Consider the following 18,665-nt stretch of genomic DNA (forward strand, 5'->3'; position numbering starts at 1 on the left):
ACTCTCCTCCGATCAGCTGCGGCTGGACTCCAGCATGGTTTCAGGTCGCACCCACTGGTCGAACTCCTCATCGGTCAAATAGCCGAGCGCCAGTGCCGCTTCGCGCAAGGTAGTGCCTTCGGCGTAGGCCTTCTTGGCGATCTCGGCCGCCTTGTCGTAACCGATGTGCGGGTTCAGTGCTGTCACCAGCATCAGCCCACGCTCCAGATGCTCGGCCATGCGGGCCGCGTCCGGTTCGAGGCCGACGATGCAGTGGGTGTTGAAGTTGCGGCAACCATCGGCCAGCAGTCGGATCGATTCGAGCATGTTGTGCACGATCACCGGCTTGAACACATTGAGCTGTAGATGGCCCTGGCTCGCGGCGAAGCCGACCGTCACGTCGTTGCCCATCACCTGGCAGGCAAGCATGGACAATGCCTCGCACTGCGTCGGGTTGACCTTGCCTGGCATGATCGAGCTGCCCGGCTCATTGGCTGGCAAACGCACTTCGGCGAAACCCCCGCGCGGGCCCGAGCCGAGCAGGCGCAGGTCGTTGGCGATTTTCATCAGCGCCGTGGCCAGTGTTTTCAGGGCGCCGGAGAGTGCGACCAGCGGCTCATGGCCGGAAAGGGCGGCAAACTTGTTCGGCGCAGACACGAACGGAAGACCGGAGAGGGCCGCCAGTTCAGCAGCAATCGCTTCGGCGAAGCCATGCGGGGCGTTGAGACCAGTGCCCACTGCGGTGCCGCCCTGGGCCAGTTCGTAAACGGCGGGCAGGGAATGTCGAATCGCCTGTTCCGCGATATCCAGCTGGGCCACGAAGGCCGACAACTCCTGGCCGAAGGTAACGGGGGTTGCATCCATCATGTGGGTGCGCCCGGTTTTGACCAGCTGACCATAGCGTGCCGCCTTTTCAGCGATGCCGCCAGACAGCTCGGCGATGGCAGGCAACAGATCGTCTTGGATTGCTCGCGCAACGGCGATGTGCATGGCGGTGGGGAAGCAATCGTTGGAGCTCTGTGCGCGGTTGACGTGGTCGTTGGGGTGTACCGGGCTCTTGCCGCCACGTGCCCCGCCGGCCAGTTCATTAGCGCGCCCGGCAATGACCTCGTTGACGTTCATGTTGCTCTGGGTGCCGCTGCCCGTCTGCCAGACCACCAGAGGAAACTGATCGTCGTGCTGGCCGTGGAGTATTTCGTCGGCGGCCTGTTCGATCAGACGGGCGATGTCCGGCGGTAGATCGCCTATGCGGTCGTTGACTCGCGCCGCGGCTTTCTTGATCAGCGCCAGCGCATGGCAGACGGCAAGGGGCATGCGCTGGTCGCCGATGGCGAAATTGATCAGCGAGCGCTGTGTCTGGGCGCCCCAGTAAGCCTGTTCCGGGACTTCCACTGGACCCAGGCTGTCGGTTTCGGTGCGTGTCATGCCGTGCTCCATCGATGAGGTATCCCTGTTAGGTTGCTGGCTGTGGGCACAGGTTCAATCTGGCCTGCAGCTGTTCCTTGAGCGCCGGGAACTCCGCGCGCAGAATGTGTCCATTGAGGCTCACTTAACGATCGCCAAGGATCATCTCATGCACATTCTTCGTACATTCGGCCTTTGTAGCGTTCTGTCGATGGCGCTCCTCAGCGGCCAGGCCAACGCTGACAGCTCGGGTCATAAGGCCCAGGCCGAGCGTTTCCTGGAGCTGGTCAACGCTGATCGGCTCGCTGTGCCGGTGTATGCCCAGGTGCAGCAGATGTTCGCCGAGCGCTTCGAGCAGACCCAAGCGCCCGCGAGCAAGCGCGCACTGCTCGAACGCTACCAATCGAAGGCCGATGCTGCGTTGGACAAGGCCATCGGCTGGGAGCAGGTCAAGCCGGACCTGATCAAGCTTTACACCGAAACCTTCACCGAGCAGGAACTCAGCCAGTTGAACGACTTCTACGAGTCGGCGCTTGGCAAGAAGATGCTGACCAAACTGCCGGAGCTGAATGCGCGTTCGGCGCAGGTTACCCAGGCCAAGCTGCAAAGCGCCGTGCCCCAGGTCAACAAGCTGCTGGCAGAGATGACTGCCGAACTCGATACTCAGAAAAAGCCCTAGACGGAGCCGCCCGGATGTCCAAACTTGAATCCATCGAACAGACGCTGCAAAGCGCACTGCAACCTCAGCATCTGCAAGTGCTGGACGAAAGCCACATGCACAGCCGCGGCCAGGAAACCCATTACAAGGCGGTGATCGTCAGCGAGCAGTTCGCCGGCCTGAATGCGGTCAAGCGCCACCAGCGCGCCTACGCTGCAATGGGCGATCTCATGCAACAGATTCACGCCCTGGCACTGCACACCTACACCCCGGAAGAGTGGGCCGAGCAGGGCGTCGCGCCTGCGTCGCCGGTCTGTGCTGGGGGGCACAAATAACAAGCTGCCTGGCGGCTTTAGGCCTGATCAAGATTTGTTGCTAGAATGCGCACCGCGCCGGCTCACGCCGGCGTTGTCGTTTTCGCATTCCCGGTCCGCCCTTGGACAGGCCGTTGAAAAACGTAGGCGAGGCAGGCAAGACAAGGCGAAACGGCACGAGGAAGCGGAGTTTACGCTTGTAAATGAGCATTCCGAGGGTCGTTTCAACGCAGGATTGCCCACGCAGGTAGTTTTTCAACGGCCTGTTGGGTGACCACTGGAGGAAGTATCCCGCATGACCCAGAAGATCGTCGTTGCGGCGCTGTACAAGTTCGTCTCTCTGCCGGACTACGTCGCGTTGCGTGAACCCCTGCTCGAAACCCTCGATGCCAACGGCATCAAAGGCACGCTTTTGCTGGCCGAAGAAGGCATCAACGGCACCGTGTCCGGTAGCCGTGAAGGGATCGATGCCTTGCTCGCCTGGTTCGGGACTGATGCACGCCTGGCCGATATCGATCACAAGGAATCCTACTGCGACGAGCAGCCCTTCTACCGCACCAAGGTCAAGCTGAAGAAGGAAATCGTCACCCTGGGTGTGCCCGGCGTCGATCCCAACCAGCGCGTCGGCACCTATGTCGATCCGAAGGATTGGAATGCCCTGATCGAAGATCCGGAAGTGCTGTTGATCGATACCCGCAATGACTACGAAGTGGCCATCGGTACCTTCGAAGGCGCTATCGACCCGCAAACCAAATCCTTCCGCGAGTTTCCCGAATACATCAAGGCGCACTACGACCCGGCCAAGCACAAGAAGGTCGCGATGTTCTGCACCGGTGGTATCCGCTGCGAGAAGGCTTCCAGCTACATGCTTGGCGAAGGGTTCGAGGAGGTTTATCACCTCAAGGGCGGCATCCTGAAATACCTCGAACAAGTGCCGCAAGAAGAAACGCGCTGGCGCGGCGACTGTTTCGTGTTCGACAACAGGGTGACCGTCCGTCATGACCTCACCGAGGGCGACTTCGACCAATGCCACGCCTGTCGTACACCGATCTCGCTGGAGGACCGCCAATCGGAGCACTACGCTCCAGGCATCAGCTGCCCCCACTGCTGGGATAACCTCAGCGAGAAGACGCGCCATAGTGCGCGTGAGCGGCAGAAGCAGATCGAATTGGCGCTCGAGCGCAACCAGCCACACCCCATTGGCTACAACTATCGCAAGGCGGGTGTGTAACCGAGTACAGCCATGAAGCGCGCTACACGCGCTTCAACCTGATAGAACCGGAGCGTTGATGAGCAGCCGACTGATCTATGTGATGGACCCGATGTGCTCATGGTGCTGGGGCTTCGCGCCGGTCGTGCAGGCGCTGATCGAACAGGCCCAGGCGCGTGGGGTGGGTTCGGATCTAGTGGCCGGTGGACTGCGTCAGGAACGTACCGCGATGGATCAGGCCGCCCGTGACCGCACTGCCTCCTACTGGCACGCAGTACATGAGGCGAGCGGCCAGCCTTTCAACTTCGAGGCGGGCTTGCCCGACGGCCTGGTCTACGATACCGAGCCGGCTTGCCGTGCGCTGGTTGCTGCACGTGATCTCGACAGCCAAGCCGCGTGGCGACTCGCTGGGCTGATCCAGCAGGCCTTCTACGTCGAGGGGCGCAACGTCACGCTGCCGCCGGAACTTGTCGAGCTGGCCGAGACCGCTGGAATTCCGCGTATCGAGTTCGCCGACCGCTTCGATTCCCAAGCCGCACGCGATGCCACCGTTGCGGACTTCGAGTGGTCGCGCAATCTTGGCATTGCGGGATTTCCTACCTTGCTGGCTGAACACGATGGCCAGCTGGCATTGGTGACGAACGGATTCCAACCGCTCGAAGCGCTATCACCGCTGCTGGCGCGCTGGCTGGATCACAATATCAATGCCTGATCAGCTCAGCTGGGCCGAAATCCGCCGCCTCGCACTTCACCATCGCAAAGCATTGGTGCTGGCCAATCTGGTCGCGGTGCTGGCGACGCTGTGCAGCGTGCCGATTCCCTTGCTGTTGCCGTTGCTGGTCGACGAGGTGCTGTTGCAGCAGGGCGACGCAGCGCTTGAGGTCATGAACAACTTTCTTCCGGTGGAGTGGCAGACCGCCGTCGGCTATATCGGCCTGATGCTTTGCATAACGCTGTTCTTGCGCGCATCGGCTCTGATTTTCAACGTTCTGCAGGCGCGTCTGTTTGCCCGATTATCGAAGGATTTGGTCTATCGCATCCGAGTACGGCTGATCGAGCGGCTCAAGCGTATTGCGCTGAGCGAGTACGAAAGCCTGGGTGGCGGGACCGTTGCGGCACATCTGGTCACTGATCTTGAGACTATCGATAAATTCATCGGCGAGACCCTCAGCCGGTTGTTGGTCGCCGTGTTGTCCATTGCCGGTACGGCGGCGATCCTGCTGTGGATGCATTGGCAGCTGGCGCTCCTGATCCTGCTGTTCAATCCTCTGGTGATCTACGCCACGGTGCAGCTGGGCAAGCGCGTCAAACACCTGAAGAAGCTGGAGAACGACAGCACGTCGTTATTCACCCAGGCGCTCACCGAAACGCTAGATGCGATTCAGGAAGTGCGCGCTGGTAACCGCCAGGGTTTCTTTCTCGGACGCCTCGGCCTGCGGGCGCGGGAAGTGCGCGATTTCGCGGTGGCCTCGCAGTGGAAGACAGACGCCTCCAACCGCGCCAGTGGCCTGTTGTTCCAGTTCGGTATCGACATCTTCCGTGCCGCGGCCATGCTCACGGTGCTGTTTTCGGACCTGTCTATCGGACAGATGCTCGCGGTGTTCAGCTACCTGTGGTTCATGATCGGCCCGGTGGAGCAGCTGCTCAATCTGCAGTACGCCTTCTACGCGGCGGGCGGTGCGCTAAGCCGCATCAACCAGCTGCTGGCGCGTGCCGACGAGCCGCAGTATCCCGGTGGTCAGGATCCGTTCGTTGGCCGCGATACCGTCGACATTCAAGTCCAGGGGCTGCGTTTCTCCTATCAGGATGAGCCGGTCCTGGAAGGGCTGGATTTGTCCATCGCGGCCGGTGAGAAGGTGGCCATCGTCGGTGCCAGCGGCGGCGGCAAGAGCACCCTGGTGCAGTTGCTGCTGGGGCTCTATCAGCCGCAGGCCGGACATATTCGCTATGCAGGGGTCGAGGTGCAGGATATCGGGCTGCCAACGGTTCGCGACAACGTCGCCGTAGTGCTGCAGCATCCGGCCCTGTTCAACGACACGGTGCGCGCCAATCTACTGATGGGGCGCGAGCGGGACGATCAGGCATGCTGGCGTGCGCTGGAAATAGCTCAATTGGCCGACACGATCCGGCAGCTGCCAGCCGGACTGGACAGCATCGTTGGTCGTTCCGGTGTTCGCCTCTCAGGAGGACAACGACAACGACTGGCGGTGGCGCGCATGGTGCTGGCCGAGCCCAAAGTGGTCATCCTTGATGAAGCTACGTCGGCTCTGGATGCCGCCACCGAGTATGCCTTGCATCAGGGACTCAACCGTTTCCTGCAAGGGCGCACGACGCTGATCATCGCTCACCGTTTGTCGGCGGTGAAACAGGCTGATCGGGTGCTCGTTTTCGATGGCGGACGCATCGCGGAACAGGGTGATCACCAGCAGCTGATCGCTGACGGCGGGCTCTACGCCAAGCTTTACGGGCACCTTCAGCAACATTGAGCCGGGCATCGGGCACAACCCTGAGCGCGCAGTTCCAGTCGGCTCGGTGTGGTGCTGGCAAATTGACGTCAATTCCTGATTAAATTGCGCCGCTTTCGTATTCAACTTTAGTCGCGACCTGCCGACTCCATAAGCGCGCTTACTTTTTAGGGATTCTCTGATGCAGTCCGTCGATTTTTTCGCCAACCTTTCCGTCGGCAAGAAGCTGCTGCTTGGCTTCGCCATGGTCCTGCTGCTGACTTTGGGAGTCGCCGGGACCGGCTTTTACGCCGTGGACTCGATCCTGAATCGCTCATATCAGATGAATCAGCTGTTACGGATTAACGCTGCCATTCTGGAGGCTCGTGGCCTGGAGCGCGACTTTGCGCTGACTCGCAGTGACGAATCCGCCGCGGCCTTGCGCAGCACCCTGGCCAAGCTCAATCAAGAGCTGGATGAGCTTGCGCAAAGCTCGTCTGAAGAAGACCAGCAGAAGCTGCAGCAGATTCGCAGCGATGCGGCCGTCTATGCCGATAACTTCACTCAGTACGGTGAGCTGATCAGCAAAGGTGTGGCGCTTCGCGAGCGTATGGCCGATGCCGCACAAAAAAGCCGTGAAGAGTTCGAGTACATCGAACTGGATATGTACGATGCGGTGCGCGTATTGCGTTTGGAAGGTGACCATTTGAAGGGCAGCGACCCGCTGACTATCGCTGAAGCGGCGTCCGGGCTGACCAAGCGCATCCTCGATCTGCGTACCTTCGAAAGCATGTTCATCGCCCATAGCGCGCAAGCCGCGGTGGACAGCTGGAACGAGTCCTATGCGGACGTGACCACCATCGGCAGCAGTCTGAAAACCTGGCTCAACGACGAGCAGAAAGCCACCATGGATGGTGCGCTCACTGCTCTAGCGGCCTATCAGCAGGCGTTTGGTGAGTTCCGCAACAACCGCGCCGAGCGCATCGCGCTCGAGCAAGCGATGGTGGGCCAGGCTCAGCGCATCCTGGATACAGCCGATCAGGCATTGACGGGTGCCACCGAGGCCATGCAGGAGCAGCGCCGCAGCGCCTACACGTGGCTCGGAATCATCAGCGTTCTGGCCGTGGTTATAGGCCTGGTGGCCGCGACGGCGATCTCCCGCATGATCGTCGTACCGCTGCGCTACACCGTACAGCTAGCGCAGCGCGTGGCCGACGGTGACCTGACTCAGTCGCAGAAAGTGACCCGTCGCGACGAACTCGGCCAGCTGCAGAAAGCGATGTCCGACATGACTGAGAGCCTGCGCACCTTGATCGGCCGCATCGGTGGTGGCGTCGGTCAGATTGCTACCGCCGCGGAGCAGTTATCCTCGGTGACGGCGCAGACCAGTGCTGGCGTCCAGAAGCAGCGGGTCGAGACTGAACAGGTTGCTACCGCCATGCACGAAATGGCAGCCACCGTTCAAGAAGTCGCACAAAACGCGGAGCAGGCATCGCATGCAGCCCGCGAGGCCGACCAGCAGGCGCGCCAGGGCGACCGCGTCGTTCAGGAGGCTATCGGTCAGATCGGCAGCTTGTCTGGCGAGGTCGAACATTCGGCTCATGCCATCGAAGAGCTGAATACCGAAAGCGGCCGTATCGGCACCGTGCTGGAGGTGATTCGTGCGGTGGCTGAACAGACCAACCTGCTCGCTCTCAACGCGGCGATCGAAGCCGCCCGCGCCGGTGAACAGGGCCGCGGTTTCGCCGTGGTGGCTGATGAAGTCCGCGCCCTGGCTCGCCGCACGCACGACTCCACCGAGGAAATCGAAGGCCTGATCGCCAACCTGCAGCGCGTGGCGCAAAAGGCCGTTGAGCAAATGCAGACCAGCCGTAACCTGACCCAACGCACCGTCGACCTGGCCAGCGAAGCTGGCATCGCGCTGGGTCGCATCACCGAGTCGGTTTCGACCATCGAGCAGATGAACCAGCAGATCGCGGCGGCAGCTGAGCAGCAGAGCGCCGTCGCTGAGAACATCTCCGAGAGCGTGACCCGTGTTCGCGACATTGGGGAGCAAAGCGCCAGCGGCAGCGAGCAGACCGCCGCGGCCAGTGCTGAGCTGGCGCGCCTGGGCATCGAACTGCAAGGGCTGGTGGCGCGCTTCCGCACCTGAGTTTTTCTCTGCAGCAGCGAAGCCCCGGCTTTTGCCGGGGCTTTGTCGTTTATGGCGCTGAACTCCGGCGAGACTCCACCTATCTAGAAAGGTGACGCGGCTGCGGCTGCATGTTCGGGAGAAGAAGATTGAACGCTTTGTCGCTCGCCGGTTTCTGCCTCGCAATCGAGGCTACCCAACGATGAAAACCAACGTATTCGCTGCGGGCGAGTCTCGGCTGAAGCAAGCGATCACTGGCCCCGCGCTGTTTCTGTTCATCCTCGGTGACGTGCTGGGTGCCGGCGTGTATGCGCTGGTCGGCAAGATTGCTGGTGAAGCGGGCGGGGCGGTCTGGGTGCCGCTGCTGGTCGCGCTGGGTTTCGCCATGCTCACCGCGGCGTCTTACGCAGAGCTGGTCACTAAATATCCAAAGGCCGGTGGCGCGGCGGTATTTGCCGAGCGGGCATTTGGCAAGCCATTGGTGTCCTTTCTGGTGGGCTTTTGCATGTTGGCTGCTGGTGTGACAAGCGCGGCGGGATTGTCCCTGGCCTTTGCTGGCGATTACCTCGGTGCCTTTCTCGACACCCCGGCGGTGCCGACTGCGCTGGTGTTTCTGGCGATCGTTGCGCTGCTGAACGCTCGTGGCATCAAGGAGTCGCTAGGCGCCAACGCGGTAATGACAGTGATCGAAGTGTCCGGCCTGTTGTTCGTGGTGGTGCTGGCCGCACGCTTCCTTATGAGCGGGCAGGGCGACCCGTCGCGGGTATTGGAATTCGCGCCTGGCGTCTCGCCTGCGATCGCCGTGCTTGGCGCGGCGCTGATCGCTTTCTATTCATTTGTCGGTTTCGAGGTGTCAGCCAACGTGGCCGAAGAGGTCAAAGATGTGCGCCGCAACTACCCGCGCGCGCTGTTCGGTGCTCTGTTGGTGGCGGGGCTGATCTACGTGGGCGTTGGTGTTGCAGCCACGGCGATACTTCCGCCAGCGGCCTTGGCGGAATCATCCGCGCCCTTGCTCGACGTGGTGCGTGCCACCGGTTATGCCGTGCCGCACTGGCTATTCGCGGCGGTAGCGCTAGTGGCGGTCGCCAATGGCGCGCTGCTCACCATGATCATGTCCAGCCGATTGGCCTACGGAATGGCCGACGCGGGGCTGCTGCCCACTGTTCTGACCCGCGTACTACCTGAACGGCGCACGCCTTGGCTGGCAATCGTGCTGACCACATTGTTAGCGATGATTCTGACCGTAACCGGTACGCTAACAGCCCTGGCGGAGACGGTAGTGCTATTGCTGTTGTTCGTATTCATGAGCACCAATGTCGCGGTGCTGGTGTTGCGCAAGGACAAGATCGACGCGCCGCATTTTCGCACGCCGACCCTTCTGCCTGTCCTGGCGATCCTCTCCTGTCTGGTGTTGCTGTCCCAGCAAGGCGCCGGCACCTGGTTGCGTGCCGGGCTGTTGATGGCGCTGGGTGCCTTGCTCTATGGAATCGGGCATTGGCGTAAAGGGCGCGCGGCGGCTAGCGGCGATTGAGTTCAGCGGCCCATTCAGCCAAGGGCAGCTCCGGCTGTTGATGCCAGATGCGCTGCCAGATCTGCTTAAGTCGGCTCATGTCGCCGCGTTCGGCTGGGAGTCGGTCGACAAAAGGGATCAGCCTCCATTCAGCGCTGTTTCGCTCGGCCAATGCGAAGCGGAAGGGGTGGAACCCGGTCATGCCGAGGCGCACGTCGGTCACCAACAGCTGGCCCGCAACTTCGTCGTAGCGCAACACGCCGCCGGTAAACCATTGCAAACGAGCATGCTGCGGCGACTCGCTCAGTACCGCGGCAAGCTGTTTGCCACGTGGAATGGCTACCAGTTCGGGTGGCCGGTCATCGAACCAGCTCACCAGCGCTTCATGGTAGCGATCATCGTCGATGACGATGACCCGCCATAGCAGGCTGTTGAACGGCGTCGGTGTGCTGAATATCTGACTCGCCTGAATGCCTTGCTCCGCCATCACCGTTTCGACGCGCTGCTCGGCCATTTGCTTGCCTGCCAGGGTGAAGCCGAGATACACCGTCGACAACGCCAGCGCGACACCCGCCAAACGGGGGCTGCGACCCTTCAACCCCGCAATGGCACCGACCAACACCGCCAGCAGCAACGGGATGCTGTAGAGAGGGTCAATGATAAATACGCTGGACCAGGCCACCGGCGGTGTGGTCAGCGGCCAGAATAGCTGGGTGCCATAACTGGTAAAGGCGTCCAGCAACACATGCGTCACCAGCACCAGCCAGACCGTGAGGAACAGGCGCATGCCGCTGTAAGCTGGATCAGGTCGTATTCGTCGCGCCAGCCAGGCCAACACAACGGCCAGCGTGCTGAGAACGAAGAGTGAGTGGCTGAAGCCTCGGTGATAGGTCATGTCGGCGATTGCATCGCCATAATCGATGACCACATCAAGATCGGGCAGCGTGCCGAGCACTGCACCATAGAGCAGGGCCTTGCGGCCTTGCCAACGGCCCAACAGCGACGCCTGAACCGTGGCGCCGAGAAGGGCTTGGGTTATCGAGTCCATGCAGGGTTCCATCTGTTTCGAGTGCGCTACGGTAGCCGAACCGGCTGATCCGTAGCGGCTCCAAATCATATAAAAACATGTCCGCAACGCTCCTGTTGTGGACAATGGCCTTTCCATCCCGATTGTTGAAGGACCGATGCTCGACATATCCAGCAATGTGCAGCTAGCCGACAGCGAGATCGAACTGACTGCCATCCGCGCCCAGGGTGCCGGTGGGCAGAACGTCAACAAGGTGTCCAGTGCGCTGCACTTGCGCTTTGATATCAACGCGTCGTCATTGCCACCGTTCTACAAGGAGCGCTTGCTGGCGCTGCGCGACAGTCGCATCACCAGTGACGGTGTAATCGTGATCAAGGCGCAGCAGTACCGGACTCAGGAGCAGAATCGCGCCGATGCCTTGGAACGTCTGGCCGAGATCATCCGTAGCGTGACGAAAGTGGAAAAAGCGCGTCGCCCAACGCGTCCTACGCTTGGCTCGAAAAAACGGCGCCTGGAAGGCAAGACCAAGCGCGGTGCGATCAAGGCTGGGCGTGGCAAAGTGGATTTCTGAGACCTGCTAGCGGCATTGCACCGCTGGCAGACACGACTCGCCTGGTTCGGGCTTGCTCTGCAAACCTGTAATCGCGAGTCGCTAAGAGCTCAACGACGTAGCGAACGCCAGGATCAGCCCAGCATCGCCCGCCTAAGAATGCGTGCCGGTCCGCGGTTCGACGGCCTCTTCTTGCTCGACGGGCTGCTGGCCTTCGTCGAGGATGTCCGCCTCGGCGATTTCGCCCTCCGGCGTATCAGGCATTAGCTCGAGCACGGTATGGCTGGTGCGCAACATTGGTGTGAAATGGCCGTGCGGCTCGGTTACCAGATCGAATACGCGGCGCGAGCGGAAGTAGGAATATAGGGCCAGAAACGCCAGGGTGACCGCGAAGAACACCGGCAGCGCCTTGGGTCCGAAAAAACTCATCAGGCCGCCAGCTATCACCGGGCCAAAGGCAGCGCCGAAACCGTTTGCCAGCAACAGGCCGCTGGAGCCCGACAGGATCTCGTCCGGGTGCAGCTGGTCAACCATCTGAGCCACGGCGATCGAGTAGATCGAAAACGCCAGCCCCCCCCAGACGAACATCATCCCCAGCAGCAGGGGGCCGGAGGTCAGGGGGGTAATCAGACCGCCAATCACCGCAGCGATTGCCACAACCCAGAGCAAGACCAGTCGACGATCATGCTTATCGGAAAACAGCCCGATGGGCCATTGCAGAACGGCACCCCCGAGAATGGTGATACTCATCAGCAGACCTACGCCCGAGGCGTCGAAACCGCTCTGCGATGCGTAGACCGGCGCCAGCCCCCAGAATCCTCCAAGCGTCAGGCCAGAGATCCCGGCGGCCATCAGCGGCAGCGGGGCGATTCGAGCCAACTGCAACAGGTCGGTAGCCGGCATGTCGGGCTGCGCGGGTTGTGCCTGGCGTGTCAGGGTAATCGGCATCAGCGCGGCGCAGATCAAGATTGCAGCCAGCGCAAAAAGCGTGAAGTTCATGGGGCTGTCCAGGCTCAGCAATTGCTGAGCGGCGGCCAGCGAGCCAAGGTTGACGGCCATGTACAGCGCAAACACCTGACCGCGTTTTTCTCCACTGACCTGCGCGTTGAGCCAGCTTTCGATAACCATGTACAGCGTGACCAGGGCGACGCCATACATCACGCGCAGCACCAACCACACCCATGGATTCACGATCAGCACGTGAAGCAGCACGGCGATCGAGGCGAGGGCGGCATAGAAGGCGAAGGTCCGGATGTGGCCGATGCGCCGAATAAGCGAAGGCGCCAGCCAAGTGCCGACGAGAAACCCGGCGAAGTAGCCGGACATCAGCAGGCCGATCAACCCAGTGGAGTAGCCTTCTTCGATGCCGCGCAGCGTCAGCAGCGTGTTCAGCAATCCATGGCCGAGCAGGAGAAATGCAACTCCACCCAGCAGCGAGCTGATGGGGGCTAGTAACGACGTCATAACAAAACAACCTTGAGCAAATTTATCCGTGAAGGCAGGCTGCCATGTCGCGGGCGGCGTGCCGTTATATCCATAAGTGACTGAATCACTTGAGTATCTGATTGTCGACGCATTGGCCTATGCAGCTTGGGCAGCATCTTTGGCCGAGGATTCAAAACGAAGCGGAATTTCCTTGAAGCGCCCGTGTCGGCTGCTCGTCCAGCCTGAAACCGGTATCCCCGGCCGTGCTGAGTCACGCTCTGGTCAGCCAAACACAAACGCTGAGCTGCAAGCTTGGCCCAAAGTTTCCGTTTTGTCCCGGCATCATCCTCGCGCTCAATGCCCCCGCATCACCGGGCGGGGCGTCCCGGGGGACGCACAATAATTCGACAGGCTGTTCACAAGCGTCACGCCGTCCAGCGTTGGCTGGGTCGATCCATTTCGTAAATCGGAATGCTGCGCTCGCGAACTGCCCAGGGGTAGCCCCGCGTCACCAACGCTGCTGCATGGTACGGCTATGCCGGAGTACAGCCGATTCGGGATGCTGCTGACGCCGGCTTCGATCACCCGCCACACGACTTCGAAACTTGAAAGCTAGATGCGCAGCGGTAACTGGCGGCGTCTGGCAAGACCGAAACTACCACAGCAGAGCGGAGTGGCGCCGTGGCCGATGTGGAGAGCGTCTGGGGTGAATCCGGTGCAGATCCGAACTTGGCTGCCGTGGCCGCCAACCCGCTTTGACCAACTCGGGTTGAGCCCTTTGAACCGCAGCTGGGAAGGGTGTGCCACGGGGGCGCTACCCCTTCCCCGCAGTAGTAGACCTCCGTCTTACGGGACGCCGAACGACTGCTAGCAATTCAGTGCCGTAGGCTCTCTTCCGGCATGCTCATGAGTTGTCTTTCCATATTCCAGTCGAACGGCTCGTCGTTCTGCTCCGCTTCATAGCGACGCTCTTCCAGCCGCTGGAAGATTTCGATCTCTTCGTCCGGCATGAAGTGAAGGCAGTCGCCGCCGAAGTACCAGAGCAGATCACGCGGAACCAGATGTGCAATCTGCGGGTAGCGGTGGAAGACCTGGCAGATCATGTCTTGGCCCATGTGCCGTTCTTCCGGCACGTTCTGAAGGTTCATGATCAGCTCGTCGAACCGCTCGAGAAACAGCGCATGGCTTTCTTCCGAAACCTGTTCGGTTTCACCCATGGCAAGCAGGATGCCACGCAGATGGGCCAGAAGCGCCAGGTTGTGATCGTGATAAGGGTTGGCCATGGTTCACCTGAGTCGATTTGGCGCGCGATTATAGAGGTGCGCGGGTTAATTGGGGACGTGTCTAGTTGACTCGAGTCGTAGGACTGGGTTCGGTACGCAGGTCGGATTGCTGCGGCGGGGTCACGTGCCTTGAAGAAGGCGGGGCGCTCTCACGTGGAGCAGGCATTAGCTGACGGTGCTGCCTGCAGGGCGAAAGACATCGGTTGGAAAGGTGGCTTGCCAAGCGCCGGGTGTTGCGCGCGACGCTTGGCAGAACCATCGGGTTGGTAGTAAACGAGTCGCCAGCAGCTGCTAGCGAACCTTGCCTTCGGTTAGCTCCAACGGCTCCTTGTCGAAATCATCCACGCTGATGACCTTGCGGCGCGCCGCCTCTGCAGCGGTGAGCTGCTGCGCTTCGGCGGCATCCAGTACGCCAGCCGCGAGGGCGGCGCTGATTGGATCCTCGCCTGCAGTGGGCTTGAAATCGCCCGCCTTGAGCGCTTTGTGCAGCTTCTTCTGCAGTGGCTGGGCGGCCGCCAGGGTGTCGAACGCGTCTCGCAGCGCACCCAAAGCTTCGTTGCTGCCATGTGGACGGTAGACGCCCTCCAGGATTTGCTCCAAGGCGGGATCGCCTTCCGGACGCCCGAGAATGCCAGCGACTTCGGTATCCAGCTCATCTGACGGCCCTTTGTGGCGAGCGCCAAAGGGAAACACCAATACCTTCAATAGGCCGCCAAGCAGGCGGTTGGGGAAGTTGGCCAGCGTGTCGGCGAGGGCTTGCTCGGCTTTGCACAGGCAGTCTTCCATTGCCCAGCGCAGCAGCGGCGCTTGCTCAGCCGGATGACCAAGGTCGTGGTAACGCTTGAGCGCTGCCGACGCCAGATACAGGTGGCTGAGGACATCGCCCAGGCGCGCTGAGAGCCGTTCACGGCGCTTGAGCTCGCCGCCGAGCAACATCATGGACAGGTCGGCGAGCATGGCGAATGCCGCTGCAATTCGATCCAAGGACCTGAAATACGGTCGGGTCAGTTCGTTGCCTGGCGCCTTCCCAAACAGACCGAAGGTCAGGCCAAGTACCAGCGTGCTAGCCGTGTTGCTGACGGCGAAACCGATATGCTGCATCAGCAGCGTATCGAACTTCTTGATGGCAGCATCGCGGTCAGGCTCATGAACCAGTTCCATTTCGCGAAGCACGAATGGATGGCAGCGGATCGCGCCTTGGCCGAAGATCATCAGGTTGCGCGAGAGAATGTTCGCCCCTTCGACCGTGATCGAAATGGGCGCCGACAACCACATGCGGCCGAGGTAGTTGTTCGGTCCCATGATGATGCCCTTGCCGCCGTGGATATCCATGGCGTCGGTGATGCACTCGCGGCCGCGCTCGGTGAGGTGATATTTGAGGATGGCCGAAAGCACCGACGGCTTTTCTCCCAGGTCGACCGCATTGGCGGTCAGAATCCGCGCGCTGTCCATCAACCAGGCATTGCCGCCGATTCGCGCAAGCGGTTCCTGGATACCTTCGAATGCCGACAGCGGTACGTTGAATTGCTCGCGAATCTGTGCGTATCGCCCGCTGACGTAGCTGCAGGTTTTGGCCGAACTGGCACCGGTAGCGGGTAGTGAAATCGAACGCCCGACCGAGAGGCAGTTCATCAGCATCATCCAGCCTTTGCCGATCATGTCGCGCCCGCCAATGATCGCTTCCAGAGGCACGAACACATCTTTACCCCAGTTCGGGCCGTTCATGAACGCGGCGCCAAGGGGCAGGTGACGACGACCGATTTCGACGCCAGCGGTATCGGTCGGAATCAGCGCCAGACTGATGCCCAGCTCTTCCTCGTCCCCTAGCAGGTGATCGGGGTCGTAGGTCTTGAAGGCGACACCGAGCAGGGTGGCGACCGGGCCGAGGGTTATGTAGCGCTTCTCCCAGTTCAGACGCAGCCCGAGCACTTCTTCGCCTTCCCATTGGCCGCGACAGATCACGCCACTGTCGTTCATCGCGCCGGCGTCGGAGCCGGCGTAGGGCCCGGTCAGGGCGAAGCAGGGTATGTCCGTGCCATTGGCCAGACGTGGCAGGTAATGGTTGCGCTGCTCGTCGGTGCCGTAGTGCATCAACAGCTCGGCCGGGCCGAGGGAGTTGGGCACCATCACGGTGGTCGCCAGGTCGCCGCTGCGGGTGGCCAGCTTCATGACGATCTGTGAGTGGGCGTAGGCTGAAAAGCCTTTGCCGCCGTATTCCTTGGGGATGATGAGCGCAAAGAAGCCTTCTGCCTTGATGTAATTCCATGCCTCCTGAGGGAGATCCATGCGCTGACCGATCTCCCAGTCGCTGACCATGGCGCATAGCGTTTCCGTCGGGCCATCAACAAAGGCTTGTTCCTCCTCGGTAAGCACAGCCTTTGGGTAGGCGAGCAGGACATCCCAATCCGGTTTGCCGCTGAACAATTGTCCGTCCCACCAGACCGTGCCAGCATCAATGGCATCACGCTCGGTGTCGGAGATAGGCGGCAGGACCTTTTTGAACCAGTCGAACATAGGGCCGCTGAAATACTTGATACGCAGATCGGCCACCAGTAAAGGCACCGCGAAGGCAATCAGCACCAGCCAGAGGATTACCATCAGCCAGGCCGGCGTCTCTTCGGCCGCGCCCATAAGAACCAGATAAGCCGCAACGATAGCCAGCGCGGGGACGGGGGAAACCCGTAAGTGAGCAATCACGGCGATGCCGATGAGTAACACGAGCAGCCAGAGCAGGGTCATGAGGTTTTCCTTGTCAGTCGAATGGCGTCCTTCTTGAGCATAGGCTTTCGAGGAGTGCAGGGTGAAGGGACAGGACGACGCGTTTGGTTTCAGATAATGACCGGACTGCAACAGGGGAGTTCGAATGTGACCGCTCCGCGGGACCCTGTTTATTCGCCAGTGCGCATTGGCTACCAGCCGCCGTTTTGGTTTCGGCGTTGCAATTACCCCGGTGTGCCCTTATCTATTCTGAATCTCTCTGCGTTGTGTGCATTCTTATATGACTACTGCTCTGTCCATTCGGCAGTTGACCAAGGTTTACGGAAACGGCTTCGAGGCCCTCAAGGGCATTGACCTGGACGTGGCTGAAGGCGATTTTTTTGCCTTGCTGGGCCCCAACGGCGCTGGCAAGTCCACCACTATCGGCATCCTGTCCACGCTGGTGAACAAGACCGGCGGCACAGTCAACGTGTTCGGTCACGACCTTGACCGCGATCCGTCCGGGCTCAAGCGTTGCCTGGGTGTGGTGCCACAGGAATTCAACTTCAACCAGTTCGAGAAGGCATTCGACATTCTCGTCACCCAGGCCGGTTACTACGGCATTCCGGCAAAAGTCGCCAAGGAACGCGCCGAGCAGTACCTCAACCAGCTGGGCCTGTGGGACAAGCGCGACGTGTCTTCGCGCATGCTGTCTGGCGGCATGAAGCGGCGCCTGATGATTGCTCGCGCGCTAATCCACCGGCCACGGCTGCTGATTCTCGACGAGCCGACTGCGGGAGTCGATATCGAGCTGCGCCGCTCGATGTGGTCGTTCCTCACCGAACTGAACCGTGAAGGCATCACCATCATCCTCACCACACATTATCTGGAAGAGGCCGAGCAGCTGTGCCGCAACATCGGCATCATCGACCGCGGCAATATTGTCAGGAACACCAGCATGCGCGAGCTGCTCAAGCAGCTGCATGTTGAGACCTTCCTGCTCGATCTAAAAGAGTCGCAGCTGGTGCCGCCAGAGCTGGGCAATTACCCGGCGCGGCTGGTCGATCATCACACCCTGGAGGTACAGGTGGACAAGAGCCAGGGCGTGACCGATCTATTCCGCATGCTGTCGGCGCAGGGCATCGAAGTGCTGAGCTTGCGCAACAAGACCAATCGTCTTGAAGAGTTGTTCGTTTCGATGGTCGAAAACAACCTGCCGCAGGGGGCCAAATGAACGCAGAATTCCGGCCCAATCTGGTTGCTCTTCAAACCATCGTCCATCGGGAAATACGCCGCTACACACGCATCTGGCCGCAGACCTTGTTACCCCCGGCGATCACCATGGTCCTGTACTTCGTCATCTTTGGAAATCTCATCGGCGCGCGAATCGGCGAGATGGATGGCTTCACGTACATGGAGTACATCGTGCCGGGGCTGATCATGATGTCGGTGATCACCAACTCTTACAGCAACGTGGTTTCCAGCTTTTTCAGCAGCAAGTTCCAGCGATCCATCGAAGAGCTGTTGGTTTCGCCGGTGTCACCTCACGTGATTCTGATCGGCTTCGCCCTCGGCGGCATTACCCGCGGGCTAGCGGTTGCGTTCATCGTGACGCTGCTGTCGATGTTCTTCACCGACCTGCAGGTCCATCACCTTGGCGTCACGCTTCTCGTAATCACGCTGACCTCGACGATCTTCGCGCTGGGTGGCTTCATCAATGCGGTGTTCGCGCGCAACTTCGATGACATTTCGATCATTCCAACCTTCGTGCTGACTCCGCTGACCTATCTGGGCGGCGTGTTCTATTCGATCAACCTGCTGTCGCCGTTCTGGCAGACGCTGTCGCTGGCCAACCCTATCCTGCACATGGTCAACGCGTTCCGTTACGGCATCCTGGGCGTCTCTGATATCCGTATCGGGATCGCCATCAGTTTCATGGCTGTGGCGGCAGTATGCATGTACCTGTGGTGCATTCACTTGCTCAAGAGCGGCCGAGGCATGCGCCAATAGTTTTAGGTTAAACGGCCGACAGT

Annotated in this window: 15 protein-coding genes and 1 pseudogene; 11 read left to right on the forward strand and 5 right to left on the reverse strand. The window is 60.6% G+C overall.

Features of this window, described 5'->3' with window-relative positions; all coding sequences use genetic code 11:
- Window positions 1–12 precede the first annotated feature (12 nt).
- Entirely contained in the window at window positions 13–1,404 is a 1,392-nt protein-coding gene (locus ACQKEK_RS04490) for a class II fumarate hydratase (protein ID WP_499141213.1), read from the reverse strand.
- A gap of 148 nt (window positions 1,405–1,552) precedes the next feature.
- Here ACQKEK_RS04490 and ACQKEK_RS04495 point away from each other — a divergent pair, with 148 nt between their 5' ends.
- The 8 genes and pseudogenes from ACQKEK_RS04495 (at window position 1,553) to ACQKEK_RS04530 (ending at window position 9,671) form a co-directional block, all read left to right on the forward strand.
- The gene (locus tag ACQKEK_RS04495) at window positions 1,553–2,062 is read left to right on the forward strand and encodes a DUF2059 domain-containing protein (RefSeq protein ID WP_499141215.1); all 510 of its coding nucleotides are present in this window, start codon (window positions 1,553–1,555) and stop codon (window positions 2,060–2,062) included.
- Window positions 2,063–2,076: 14 nt separating this feature from the next.
- Window positions 2,077–2,376 (forward strand): BolA family protein, encoded by a 300-nt coding sequence (locus ACQKEK_RS04500; RefSeq protein WP_463307394.1) that lies wholly within the window; start codon window positions 2,077–2,079, stop codon window positions 2,374–2,376.
- Between the two features lie 274 nt (window positions 2,377–2,650).
- Window positions 2,651–3,586: an oxygen-dependent tRNA uridine(34) hydroxylase TrhO gene (gene trhO, locus ACQKEK_RS04505; protein ID WP_499141217.1), complete on the forward strand. Its 936-nt coding sequence runs from the start codon at window positions 2,651–2,653 to the stop codon at window positions 3,584–3,586.
- 58 nt (window positions 3,587–3,644) lie between these two features.
- Entirely contained in the window at window positions 3,645–4,277 is a 633-nt protein-coding gene (locus ACQKEK_RS04510; RefSeq protein ID WP_499141219.1) for a DsbA family protein, read from the forward strand.
- Window positions 4,270–6,051: an ABC transporter ATP-binding protein gene (locus ACQKEK_RS04515; protein ID WP_499141221.1), complete on the forward strand. Its 1,782-nt coding sequence runs from the start codon at window positions 4,270–4,272 to the stop codon at window positions 6,049–6,051. The genes ACQKEK_RS04510 and ACQKEK_RS04515 overlap by 8 nt, the downstream gene beginning before the upstream one ends.
- A gap of 301 nt (window positions 6,052–6,352) precedes the next feature.
- A pseudogene (locus tag ACQKEK_RS04520) lies at window positions 6,353–7,303 on the forward strand (HAMP domain-containing protein); the annotation flags it as partial.
- Window positions 7,304–7,447: 144 nt separating this feature from the next.
- Complete coding sequence (locus ACQKEK_RS04525; RefSeq protein WP_499141363.1) at window positions 7,448–8,161, forward strand: methyl-accepting chemotaxis protein; 714 nt, start codon at window positions 7,448–7,450, stop codon at window positions 8,159–8,161.
- Window positions 8,162–8,342: 181 nt separating this feature from the next.
- Complete coding sequence (locus ACQKEK_RS04530) at window positions 8,343–9,671, forward strand: APC family permease (RefSeq protein WP_499141223.1); 1,329 nt, start codon at window positions 8,343–8,345, stop codon at window positions 9,669–9,671.
- Here ACQKEK_RS04530 and ACQKEK_RS04535 read toward each other — a convergent pair.
- On the reverse strand, window positions 9,658–10,698 hold the full coding sequence (locus tag ACQKEK_RS04535) for a metal-dependent hydrolase (protein WP_499141225.1): 1,041 nt from the start codon (window positions 10,696–10,698) through the stop codon (window positions 9,658–9,660). The two genes, ACQKEK_RS04530 and ACQKEK_RS04535, sit on opposite strands and share 14 nt — an antisense overlap.
- A 136-nt stretch (window positions 10,699–10,834) precedes the next feature.
- On the opposite strand from ACQKEK_RS04535, the gene arfB reads away from it, so the two are divergent.
- Window positions 10,835–11,248, forward strand: a complete 414-nt coding sequence (gene arfB / locus ACQKEK_RS04540) for an alternative ribosome rescue aminoacyl-tRNA hydrolase ArfB (RefSeq protein ID WP_045428199.1) — start codon at window positions 10,835–10,837, stop codon at window positions 11,246–11,248.
- A 132-nt stretch (window positions 11,249–11,380) separates the two neighbouring features.
- Here arfB and ACQKEK_RS04545 read toward each other — a convergent pair whose 3' ends face one another.
- From ACQKEK_RS04545 to ACQKEK_RS04555, 3 genes are all read right to left on the reverse strand, one after another.
- Complete coding sequence (locus tag ACQKEK_RS04545) at window positions 11,381–12,691, reverse strand: MFS transporter (protein ID WP_499141227.1); 1,311 nt, start codon at window positions 12,689–12,691, stop codon at window positions 11,381–11,383.
- An 836-nt stretch (window positions 12,692–13,527) separates the two neighbouring features.
- Window positions 13,528–13,935 (reverse strand): PA2817 family protein, encoded by a 408-nt coding sequence (locus ACQKEK_RS04550; protein WP_499141229.1) that lies wholly within the window; start codon window positions 13,933–13,935, stop codon window positions 13,528–13,530.
- Window positions 13,936–14,226: 291 nt separating this feature from the next.
- On the reverse strand, window positions 14,227–16,674 hold the full coding sequence (locus ACQKEK_RS04555; protein ID WP_499141231.1) for an acyl-CoA dehydrogenase: 2,448 nt from the start codon (window positions 16,672–16,674) through the stop codon (window positions 14,227–14,229).
- A 259-nt stretch (window positions 16,675–16,933) separates the two neighbouring features.
- Between ACQKEK_RS04555 and ACQKEK_RS04560 the strand changes: the two genes are divergently transcribed.
- Together ACQKEK_RS04560 and ACQKEK_RS04565 are read left to right on the forward strand one after the other, a co-directional pair.
- Window positions 16,934–17,866 (forward strand): ABC transporter ATP-binding protein, encoded by a 933-nt coding sequence (locus tag ACQKEK_RS04560; RefSeq protein WP_045428189.1) that lies wholly within the window; start codon window positions 16,934–16,936, stop codon window positions 17,864–17,866.
- The gene (locus ACQKEK_RS04565) at window positions 17,863–18,642 is read left to right on the forward strand and encodes an ABC transporter permease (protein WP_128120591.1); all 780 of its coding nucleotides are present in this window, start codon (window positions 17,863–17,865) and stop codon (window positions 18,640–18,642) included. Before ACQKEK_RS04560 ends, ACQKEK_RS04565 begins: the two co-directional genes overlap by 4 nt.
- The last annotated feature ends 23 nt before the right edge of the window (window positions 18,643–18,665 follow it).

The organism is Pseudomonas sp. NPDC077408 (genome assembly GCF_050269105.1).
Classification (GTDB): Bacteria; Pseudomonadota; Gammaproteobacteria; order Pseudomonadales; family Pseudomonadaceae; genus Stutzerimonas.